Origin of the sequence: Polaribacter sp. (assembly GCF_965656025.1) — a bacterium.
GTDB lineage: Bacteria > Bacteroidota > Bacteroidia > Flavobacteriales > Flavobacteriaceae > Polaribacter.
In genome coordinates this window covers 31,899-42,436 of the sequence record NZ_CBFHJT010000015.1, presented here as the reverse complement: position 1 = coordinate 42,436, position 10,538 = coordinate 31,899, and the positions used below count along the sequence as shown (strand labels likewise).

At 32.2% G+C, this 10,538-nt stretch carries 10 protein-coding genes; 3 read left to right on the top strand and 7 right to left on the bottom strand.

The genetic code is table 11. From position 1 onward, the window contains the following. Positions 1 to 734 (top strand): T9SS type A sorting domain-containing protein (locus tag ACTG3S_RS04530; RefSeq protein ID WP_439128185.1); only part of this gene is annotated, 734 nt, incomplete at its 5' end. A gap of 54 nt (positions 735 to 788) precedes the next feature. Here ACTG3S_RS04530 and ACTG3S_RS04525 read toward each other — a convergent pair. The 6 genes from ACTG3S_RS04525 to ACTG3S_RS04500 form a co-directional block, all read right to left on the bottom strand. After that, on the bottom strand, positions 789 to 1,520 hold the full coding sequence (locus ACTG3S_RS04525; protein ID WP_439128184.1) for a metallophosphoesterase family protein: 732 nt from the start codon (positions 1,518 to 1,520) through the stop codon (positions 789 to 791). Between the two features lie 67 nt (positions 1,521 to 1,587). Then, complete coding sequence (locus tag ACTG3S_RS04520) at positions 1,588 to 2,808, bottom strand: outer membrane protein assembly factor (RefSeq protein WP_439128183.1); 1,221 nt, start codon at positions 2,806 to 2,808, stop codon at positions 1,588 to 1,590. 56 nt (positions 2,809 to 2,864) lie between these two features. After that, positions 2,865 to 4,262: a hypothetical protein gene (locus ACTG3S_RS04515; RefSeq protein WP_439128182.1), complete on the bottom strand. Its 1,398-nt coding sequence runs from the start codon at positions 4,260 to 4,262 to the stop codon at positions 2,865 to 2,867. A gap of 7 nt (positions 4,263 to 4,269) precedes the next feature. Next, positions 4,270 to 5,103 (bottom strand): universal stress protein, encoded by an 834-nt coding sequence (locus tag ACTG3S_RS04510; RefSeq protein WP_439128181.1) that lies wholly within the window; start codon positions 5,101 to 5,103, stop codon positions 4,270 to 4,272. Between the two features lie 68 nt (positions 5,104 to 5,171). Further along, positions 5,172 to 6,173: a glycoside hydrolase family 113 gene (locus ACTG3S_RS04505; protein WP_439128180.1), complete on the bottom strand. Its 1,002-nt coding sequence runs from the start codon at positions 6,171 to 6,173 to the stop codon at positions 5,172 to 5,174. 26 nt (positions 6,174 to 6,199) lie between these two features. Next, positions 6,200 to 7,081 (bottom strand): hypothetical protein, encoded by an 882-nt coding sequence (locus ACTG3S_RS04500; RefSeq protein WP_439128179.1) that lies wholly within the window; start codon positions 7,079 to 7,081, stop codon positions 6,200 to 6,202. Positions 7,082 to 7,257: 176 nt separating this feature from the next. Here ACTG3S_RS04500 and ACTG3S_RS04495 point away from each other — a divergent pair, with 176 nt between their 5' ends. Both ACTG3S_RS04495 and ACTG3S_RS04490 read left to right on the top strand, forming a co-directional pair. Then, positions 7,258 to 8,607, top strand: a complete 1,350-nt coding sequence (locus ACTG3S_RS04495) for an NAD(P)/FAD-dependent oxidoreductase (RefSeq protein WP_439128178.1) — start codon at positions 7,258 to 7,260, stop codon at positions 8,605 to 8,607. Positions 8,608 to 8,610: 3 nt separating this feature from the next. Then, positions 8,611 to 10,233, top strand: coding sequence for a 4Fe-4S binding protein (locus ACTG3S_RS04490; RefSeq protein WP_439128177.1), 1,623 nt, complete (start codon positions 8,611 to 8,613; stop codon positions 10,231 to 10,233). A gap of 122 nt (positions 10,234 to 10,355) precedes the next feature. Here the strand turns inward: ACTG3S_RS04490 and ACTG3S_RS04485 are convergent. Then, on the bottom strand, positions 10,356 to 10,538 hold a 183-nt coding region (locus ACTG3S_RS04485), incomplete at its 5' end, for a fasciclin domain-containing protein (protein ID WP_439128176.1).

Sequence of the window (10,538 nt, the reverse complement as noted above, 5' to 3'; positions counted from 1 at the left end):
ACGTAGTAATTGTAGAAGATTTAAATACTACAGGTATATTAGATGGTGAAGTAAACCTAACCGTACAACTTACAGATTCTGAAGATCGATTAGTCGCCACAAAAACAACCGCATATACCAAAGATGTTGTGTACCCTAGTGCATATTATACAAGAAGTAACCTACAAAATGATGGTACAAGCTCTTTAGACGATTTTGTGGTAGATGTTGTCATCGAAACACAAGACGTAGGGGGCGCATATAATCTAGATATAAATACAGATGGTACTTCTTCAAAAAGCACTAATACAACTTCATTAAATTTTAAGGGCGATCTTCTTTCAGAAGAAACAAACTTAAATAATTTAGATATTTCTACACTTGTAACTGGGGTTTATCAATTCGATTTAACCATCACAGACCCTAATGGAAATATAGGCGAACCTGAAACACTCTATTATTTAATTGAAAATGAAACTATTTCATTATTAGGAGCTACAAATACCTTGAGTACATTAAACAATACGTTAGCTCAATTAACCATGTACCCTAACCCAGTTAATCACCTTTATCATATAGAAACTACAGAAGAACTGCTTCTAGAAATTTTTGATATTCATGGGAAATTATTAATTAAAAAGAAATTAGCTTCTGGCAAAAATAGTGTGAATACAAATACGCTAGCTGCAGGTTACTACTTCTTTAAAATTACCAATAGTAAAGAGCAAGTGATTAAAAAGATACTGAAAAAGTAATTGATAATTTTAAAATAAAAAGCCCTTAACTTTTGTTGGGGGTTTTTTATAAAACTACTTATTCCTCCCCTTTTCATTGGGGTACAACTCTGGCAATGCATCACTTTGATAGAAAGCTTTGGTATCGATATTCATACCGGTTACTTTTCCTTTAAATGCGGCTCCTGTATCTACATTCCAAACATTTATGGCATTCATAGGTTCTGATTCGCCATAATTGGTTGTAGGCGTATGCCCAATGTATATTTCTTTGTAATGTTTCAATCGTTTCGGATATAAGGCATGGTCTAAATCTATTTTTTTATCCATTGCCAAAGCCATTTCCCACAAGGTTCTGTCCGTGCAAAATTTATGGGTATAGGTTTCTTTTGCTACACCGTGCATTGAGGTAAAACCCGCATGTAAAAACAGTCTATTTTCATCATCTAAATAATACATTTTTAAATTATTAAAGAAGTTTAGATGCTGCTTTTTTTCTTCGTCAGAAAAACCCGCATAGCTTTCTATAGTTTCTTTACCACCATGTAGGTACCAAGACGCATTGACATCATCGCTATCTTTTAACCAATTCTCACACCAAACATCGTGGTTTCCTTTGATAAAAATACAGTTTATTTTTTCTGATAAGTTGATTAAAAACTCGATTACTTGCGCAGATTCGCTCCAACCATCTACATAATCGCCCATAAAAATGAGCTGGTCTTCTTCTTGTATTTCTAATTGATTTAATACTTGTAATAAAGCTTGTAAGCCTCCATGGATATCGCCAATTGCAAAAGTTCTCATACTAATTTGTTTTTGGCGAATTTAAAAGTTTTCTTTTCTTTAGAAAGTATTTTACATTAAATTAAGTTTAAAAATATTGTCCAATACCAAAAACGAAACCACCATTAGAATTATTTTTGGTGTTTAAAATGCTAAAACCATAATCGATTCTAAAAGTTGCGTTGTATATTTTTTTACTGATAAAACGCAGCCCAATACCAGCATACATTCTTAAATTTTTGCTGTTTACAAAATCGTTTAATTCGCCTCCAGGATTTCGCCAAGAACCAAAATCTGTAAATACATTGGTTTGTATGGCAAAGGCATTCTTATCGTAAACAGTGTGTCTGTATTCTGTGTTCCAAACAAAACTACCAGTACCTCGATCTACCAAAATGCCTACACCTCTTAAATTTACATTATTATCTAGTGCAAATGGTGCAAATGGCGTTTCTTGATTAGAAGATAAGCCAAAACGCAATCGGTTTGCCCAATTGCCTTTGGCTCCTACTCTTTTGTAGTAGAAAAAATCATTCCAAGCAATCAAAAAATGGTTTTGAAAATCGTTTTCTGTCACTACATATTGCAGATATAATTGGTTTTTTACACCACTGATGTATTGGTAAAAATAGTTTAAGTTATTATAGGCGTACACAGCTTTTAGTAACATTTTATTTAAATCTAAAAACTGAGGTACGTTGGCAGCAGTTTCTCCTGATAGGTATTTGTATTTTTCTGAAAAAATATTAACGCCAAAATTAAAGGTATTGTTTAGGTTTATTTGATAGAGCCCTAAAACCTCAAAAGAAACATTGTTATACAAATAATTGGCAGTTTTATCTCCAAAATAAAGAGGTTCTTCGCTTTTCCAGTTTTGATGATTTACAGCCAAACCCCAATGTTTAGAAAACAGGTTGGGCGCACTAAAATTGATGCCATAAGAATTGAATGCATTTCTTTGATAGAAACCCCCAAATGTGATGTTTTTGCCCAAAAAATTATAGTCGTACAAACCTATTTTATAGGCAAACTGTTTGTTGGTTGTAGTCCAAAAATTGACTTCTGGTAGTATGGTGAAGTTTTCTTGAATTCCAAATTTTACTTTGTAGCTATTTTTGTCTATTTTCTGAACTGTAAAATAGGCGTGCCTAACTGCTGGCAATCTTTTTAAAAATAAAACATCTTGCTGTAGGGATGTAGAGTCTAATGCAGCGCCTTTTTTAGTGCTGATAACTTTGCATAAATAACTTGTTTTAATTTTTTTATTACCTTCTAAAATTACTTCGATAACCCTGTTTTCTTGCCCCAAAAAAATTGTAGAAAAAAAACAGATACATACAAAGAAGTAGTATTTATTTTGAAGCATTATTGTGCTATAAAGGTATTTTGTATAATTAAATTCGCCCAGTGATTTGCATCTAAACCAAAAACAGAAAATTGATACTCGTCATCTAAAATTAAATCTGGTGGTGTAGTTGTGTGTATTTTGTTAGGTTCTATGTTAGATTCGTTGTAATATTGAAATGTTTTTTCTTTGGTAAACGTACCAGACAAAAATATATCACCCTCTTTGGTAAGGGTGTTTAAATATAAATTGGTATCTAAATAGGTTCCTTCTGCCCAAGTAAAAACTGGCTTTAATGTTTCTGGATAGGTAATATCAACTACTGTGCTCCATTCTGTAGGTTTGGTATTGTTTTGTGTTTTTATAGGTGCTGAAATGTACAATACATTGTCTACAATGTAAGTGACCAAGCACCAAACTTCGTCTGAAGATTCTTTGGTAAACCTCCTAAATTTATCGCCTAAATCTGCTTTGCTAGACAAATTAACTCTGCTATAATTTTTGTAATCTGTTGGATCTACATTGGTGTTTTTGGTTTCGTAATACCTAAAATCGAAGGAATTTTCTATGGGTAGATAATAGATATAATTTGTGGTTGCATTGCCATTTGCAGTCGCCCCAAAAGCAAAAGCTTCTGCAATTGTTTTTTCTGAATTTGCCGCAACAAATTCCTCTAAATTTCTAGGGATAAATTGCTTTTCGATAATTAAATTTACCCAATTATCATCACTTATACCCATCAAAGTAAAGTTATAGATTTCATCTTCTATCAATGCTTCTGGTTTTGTGGTGTTGATGTTTAAGGTTACATTAGAAGTATCGTAAAATTGAAAGAATTTTTCTTCTGTATACGTACCAGAAATAAAATTATTTTCTTCGTCTGAAATCACTTGGAAATAAATTGCATTTTCTTTTATGTTACCGTCTGACCAAGTAAAATTAGGTGCTGTTATGGTTTTATAATTAATAGCGACCTCGTTAGAATACTCTGTAGATTTTGAGATGTTTTTAATATTTATGGGGTCAGATAAGTGTAAAACACCTTCTTTTACAAAGGTGACCAAACACCAACTTTCGATACTACTAGAACGTGCAAAACGTGCTAATTTACCTCCAAAAACAGCTGCTGAAGCTAAACTTTGCCTTCTGTAGTTTGCAAAATTATCTTTATCTAAAGTAGGGTCTGTAAGTTCATAATATCGTATATCTGTAGCACCAACTTCTGGATAATAAAAAATATACGTAAGGTTAATATTACCTGCTGCATTTGCTGCATAAGCAAGCACGCTTTGGGTTTTAAAATTTGGATTTTCCTCTATATATTCTTGTAAACTTCTTGCTACTTGTACATCATTATCTTGTGAACAGGCAGTGATTAAAATTGCGAAAACAATTGTAAAAAAAAGTTGTTTTATCATGTATATATTAAATTTTAAAAGTCATTATTGGCAATGCTGCATGATTCGATAAATCTTCTGAAATACTACCTGAAAAAATATGAGACAAGCCTTTTCTACCATGCGTTGCTGTAGCAATTAAATCTGCCCCAACAGCATTCGAAAAATTTAAAATTCCTTTTTCTATAGATCTCGCACACACAAAATTTACGTTTATCAAACGATCTATATTGCCTTCTGCTTTGTTTAAAAACTCATGTGCCAAAGCATCCATTTCTGGAGAAGTTTTAAAATTTTCATTAGGTAAATTTACATACAAAATATGTTTTTTAGCGTTAAAAACATCTAATGTTTTCAGCATATTTTTAAAAGCAGGAATCGATTCTTCAGAAAAATCTGTGGCATAAACAATATCTTTAAAATCGATGTCTTTTAATTCGTTTTTAATCACTAAAACTGGTACTTCCGAAAAACGGATTACTTTTTCGGTATTAGAACCCATAAAAAATTCTTTTAGGCCACTAACTCCATGAGAACCCATAATGACCAAATCTGCATTTACTTTTTTGGCAACTTGGTTTATTTCACTAAATATTTTGTAGTGTTTAATTAATGGAACTACATCAACATCTTCTAAAAAATCTTTCTGTAAAAACTCTGTGATTCTTTTTTCTGCCAGTTTTAAGAAAAACACTGCTTTTTCTTGCTGATAACCTGGACTTTCTGCTAAATTAACTTCTTGTATATCTAGCATATGTAAAGCGATTATGGTAGCATTTGATTTTTTTGCAAGTAATGCAGCTGTTTTTAAGGCATTTTCTGAATGTTTTGAGAAGTCTACAGGTACAATAATTTTTTTCATGTTTTTATTTTTGATATCTACTCAAAATTAGCAACTTTTAAGTTCTTAAAATAAGACATTTATCATATTTATTGTTGGTACAACTTTGACAAAAGTTTTTCTGCAGGTTTATTTTGCGGCGTAAACCTATTGTTATTTTCACCCCCAACGCGGTCGTGAGCATGAAACCATTTCCAAACAAAACCACCCGCAAACCAATCTTCTTTCCAAAATTGATTGTGTATGGCCTGCAAACCATTCACCTGAGCCTCTAGGTTGATAGCACCTCTTACTCTATTGGCTTCCCAGGGTTTTTTACCATTAAAATCGATACTTCGGTAACCAAATTCAGTAAATAAAACAGGTTTATGAAATTGTTTTTGAACTTTTATAATTTCTTTTTTATGCGGTAGCCAACCTTGTTCGAAATCTTGTACAGTAGGTGTTTTATTGTCCGATAAAGGAAAATAAGCATCGATACCAATATAATCTAACTCGCCCCAAAAAGAAATTCTTTTATACTCGTCCCAATTTGCAGCATAAGTTAATTTACCTTTGTAAATAGCTCTAATATCTTTGATTAGACGTTGCCAAAATTGCGGTCTATTTTTTACGAATTCGCCCAATTCTGTGCCAATACACAAAATTTCTGCATTTAATTCCTCAGCAGCTTTTGCATAAGTTAATATATAGTCTTTGTACGAATTTTCTAAAAGTATCCAATTTTCTTCTGTTGCCGGCTTTAAATCTCCTGTAAAACCACCTCTTCTTAACCACATATGTGGTTTTACCATCACTTTTACAGCTACATTTTTAAATTCTTTGGCGTATTGCAACAGGCCGTTTTTGGTTTCTCCAAACCATTCTCTATTCGTATTAAACTCCACTTTAGGGTTTTCTACATTTCTTATAAAGCTATAAGGCATTAAAGCAACAAAATTGCTTTGTGCATTTAAAACCGGATTTATATGTTTTTTGCTTATAGAATCTCTAGAAGCCACAAAACTAACTCCGTTAATTTTTTTTGTTTGACCGTTACAAGAAAAACAAAAGGAAGTTACTACTATTAAAAGGACGTTTTTTATTTTCATAATCTCCCTAAAAATACTGTTTTTTACTAAAACAGCGCTCTTAAACCAATGTTAAAACTTTGCCCTAAACCGGTTGCTGTACCTCTTACAAATTTGCTATATAAAATTTCTAGATTTAAAACTTCTGTTAATTGGTATTTACCACCAAAACCTAAGGTTGTAAAATCTTGTGTAAAAGCCTTAGTATTTAAACCTAAACGCTGAAAATGTTGTACAAAACCTAAAATGGTAGATTTTTTAGAAGGAAAATAACTCATAAAAACACCAGGTGCTAGCACAAAAGTATCGTTTGCAAAACTATCTTCCTCACCAAAGTTGTATTCTGTATTTAACTCTGTAAACAATTGCCATTTACCACTAGGCAAGGTATAATCATAGAAAAATCTATTTTGAAACATGTACGCAGTTTGGTCTAAAAACACGCCATTATTATCAGTTTCTTCACTTATTAAAGGAATATGAACTGCACTTTGTATAGAAAAATTACCAACACCATCTATGGGTTGCCATTTTAAAGCTGGTGCCAATGAAGATAAGCCATTTCTAGATTGGTTATCATTATTAAAACCAAATACAGAGGTAGCACTTTTACCACCAATTGCATTGGATCTAAACTCTAATAAAAGACCAACATTTAATCGATTATTATCTGAAACTCCTGTAAAAACATCTATAGTAGCTGTAAAAAATGTTGCTCTCGGTATCGTTCTTTTGGCACCATTTGTACCAAACAAATCTTGGGTTTCTGTATATAAATTGTTAAAAAACTTGATATCCCATTGCCCTTTATTTAATAATTTAGAAGGTGTGTAGGTTTGGATATTGCTTTTATAATTATCTTGTGCATAGGACTGAAAACTTAACAGCAATAATGTAATAAAGATTAATTTAAAATAATTGATTTTCATTTGGTTGATTTTTTTGAGTATTGATGAAATTTTCATTTCAGTCTTATCAATACAAATGAACTTACAAAAGTTATCTATAAATTTTATTTATAATGATTCTAAATTTAAATAAAATTGAATTTCAATTTTAAGTTCTTAACTTTCGTTTCGACATAAAAGCAACAAGCAATCAAAATATGGAACATATTGTTATTATTGGTAATGGCATTTCTGGTGTTACAGCTGCTAGACATATCAGAAAAAATTCTGATAAAAAAATTACCATTGTTTCTGGAGAAACAAAATACTTTTTTTCTAGAACAGCGCTCATGTACATTTATATGGGACACATGAAGTTTGAGCACACACAACCCTACGAAAATTGGTTTTGGGATAAAAACAACATAGCCCTAAAAAAAGGATATGTAAATTCTGTAAATACTTCAGAAAAAATAGTAAAATTCACCAATGGCGAAACACTAACCTATGATAAATTGATCATTGCAACAGGCTCAAAACCTAATAAATTTGGTTGGCCTGGTCAAGATTTAGAGGGGGTTTTAGGCATGTATCACAAACAAGATTTAGAGTTATTAGAAAAATATGCACCAGAGAATACAACTTGTAAAAGAGCTGTAATTGTGGGTGGTGGATTAATTGGTATTGAGTTGGCAGAAATGTTACGAAGTAGAGATATTCCTGTTACATTTTTGGTACGTGAAGATAGTTTTTGGAATGGTGTTTTACCTGCCCAAGAGTCTGAAATGATTAATAAACACATTAAAGAACATCACATTGATTTACGATTGAGCACCAATCTCAAAGAGATAAAAGCAGCTGAAAATGGCAAAGTAAAATCGATTATTATAGAAGAAACAGGTGAAGAAATATTTTGTGATGTGGTCGGTTTAACAGCTGGTGTAACCCCCAATATCGATTTTTTGAAAGAAAGTAATATAGAAACCAAGAAAGGTGTTTTAGTCAATCGATTTTTAGAAACCAATGTAAAAGATGTATATGCCATTGGTGATTGTGCAGAACAACAGGAAGCAATTGGGCAACGCAGAAATATAGAAGCTGTTTGGTACACAGGACGTATGATGGGCGAAACGCTAGCACAAACCATTTGTGGCAACAAAACCGCTTATAAACCTGGGCATTGGTTTAATTCTGCTAAATTTTTAGATATCGAATACCAAACCTATGGTTGGGTTTTTAGTGAACGAAATAAAAAAGAAAACGAACACTATTTTCAATGGAAACACCCCAAAGAAGATAAATGTATTACCATTTCTTTTGATAAAAACACCCATCAATTTTTAGGAATAAATACTTTTGGTATAAGAATGCGTCACGAAATTTTTGACCAATGGTTAACCGAAAAAAGAACTGTAGCACATGTTTTAGAATATTTAGCAGATGCTAATTTTGACCCAGAGTTTTACAAACTGCACGAACCAGCAATAGTTGCAAAATTTAACAAAGAAAATAACCAAAACATCCAACCCAAAAAGAAAAGTTGGAAAAGAATTTTTAGCAAAGCATAAACTATGAAAGCAATAAAATATACTGGTTTTGTTATTTTTATAATAGCCTTAACCATTTTTACAGGAACATTATTTACAGGCTCTTTTAGTTTATCTCAGTCTGAATTAGATGCTTTTTTACAAGAAAAGAACTACAAGAGTACAGTGATAGAAGGCGCTTTAAAAGAAGCTGTTGTTACAGAAAAAAAATTAAATATTTTTCAGTTTTCTTCTCGAGTAAGAAAAGCCTACGAAAGTTCTAACAATTATTATGATGCCCTAATTGCTAAATATGATGCCGCAAAAAATTGGGATAAGAAAGGCGAACAATATCAGTATAAAATATATGGAAAACCCCATACATTAAGTTATGAAATTGCCAAAAAAGCAGGTAGCGGTTTTGTAAAAGAAAACGCAGGTCTCATGTGGTTTTTAACCTTTGGGTTAGGTATTCTTGGGGCTTTACTTTTTATTTTACCCAATTTAATTTTATTAGGTAAACCTGGTATTAAAAACGACCATATTTATCATAATTCTGCAACCAATAGAGGTTTTATTGCATGGTTGGTACTTATCTATTTAGTAGCCTTTTACTTATTGCTTTATTTTATGCCAGATTACGTAGTAAATTGGACCTATATTTTAGACCCAATCAGTAACTTTTTAAATGGCGGTGATGCTTCTCAGTGGTTTGTGTACGGATTTTTATACTGTACAATCATGCTTACCATGGGTGTTCGAATGTACATTAAATATCGTCATAATAAATATCAAGTTATTAGAACAACCTCTGTTTTATTTTTCCAAATTGTATTTGCTTTTTTAATTCCAGAAATTATGACCAGCCTAAACATGCCTGGGTATGATTTTAAAAATGCATTTCCTTTAGATTATGATTTCTTTTTTGAATGGAACTTAGACACATTAACTTCTAGTGGAAAAATTGGACTTTTTATTTTAGTTTGGGGTATTGTATTAACGTTGATTATTGTGCCGGTTATGGTCTATTTTTTCGGAAAAAGATGGTACTGTTCTTGGGTTTGTGGTTGTGGTGGCTTAGCAGAAACGTTAGGAGATCCTTACAGACAACATTCTGATAAAAGTTTAAAGGCATGGAAATTAGAACGCTGGTTAATACATTCGGTGTTGGTGTTTTCTTTGTTGATGACCTTGGTTACTTTATATTGCTATTTTTCTGGAGCACAATCTTTTTTAGGCATCAATTCGCAATGGATTAAAGATACCTACAGCTTTTTAATTGGTGCTTGGTTTGCTGGTGTAATTGGTACAGGATTTTATCCCATTTTTGGAAACCGTGTTTGGTGTAGATTTGGTTGTCCTTTAGCTGCCTATTTAGGTTTGGTGCAACGTTTTAAATCGCGTTTTAGAATTACCACCAATGGTGGTCAGTGTATTTCTTGCGGAAATTGCTCTACCTATTGTGAACAAGGAATCGATGTAAGAGCTTACGCTCAGAAAGGAGAAAATATTATACGTTCGAGTTGTGTGGGTTGTGGTATTTGTTCTGCAGTTTGCCCAAGAGGCGTTTTAAAATTAGAAAATGGACCTGAAGCAGGTAGAATAAACCCAACAGAAGTTTTATTGGGTAATGATGTTGATTTGATGAACTTCGTAAATAAAAAATAGGCCTTACCTAAAGCCTTATAGATCAATTTATGTATCTGAAAGTAGCCATAAAAAAATAAGCCACAGGTTTTAACCTGTGGCCTATCCAATTCAAATTAACCTAACACTCAATATTTTATTTCTTATAAATTTGGTAGTAATACTCTATCAATAACATGTACAATACCATTGGTTGTTTGTACATCTGGTATTGCCATATTTGCAACTTCACCACCATTTCCAACACCAGTTACTGTTAAAGTTCCGTTTGTAAATGCTCCTAACGTTAAATCATCACCACCTAATGGAGTTACTGTACCTGCATT

What these genes read in the sequence shown, in the direction of transcription:
- ACTG3S_RS04525 (WP_439128184.1), bottom strand. Translation starts at nt 1,520, where the DNA reads ATGAGAACTTTTGCAATTGGCGATATCCATGGAGGCTTACAAGCTTTA.
- ACTG3S_RS04515 (WP_439128182.1), bottom strand. Translation starts at nt 4,262, where the DNA reads ATGATAAAACAACTTTTTTTTACAATTGTTTTCGCAATTTTAATCACT.
- ACTG3S_RS04510 (WP_439128181.1), bottom strand. Translation starts at nt 5,103, where the DNA reads ATGAAAAAAATTATTGTACCTGTAGACTTCTCAAAACATTCAGAAAAT.
- ACTG3S_RS04505 (WP_439128180.1), bottom strand. Translation starts at nt 6,173, where the DNA reads ATGAAAATAAAAAACGTCCTTTTAATAGTAGTAACTTCCTTTTGTTTT.
- ACTG3S_RS04500 (WP_439128179.1), bottom strand. Translation starts at nt 7,081, where the DNA reads ATGAAAATCAATTATTTTAAATTAATCTTTATTACATTATTGCTGTTA.
- ACTG3S_RS04495 (WP_439128178.1), top strand. Translation starts at nt 7,258, where the DNA reads ATGGAACATATTGTTATTATTGGTAATGGCATTTCTGGTGTTACAGCT.
- ACTG3S_RS04490 (WP_439128177.1), top strand. Translation starts at nt 8,611, where the DNA reads ATGAAAGCAATAAAATATACTGGTTTTGTTATTTTTATAATAGCCTTA.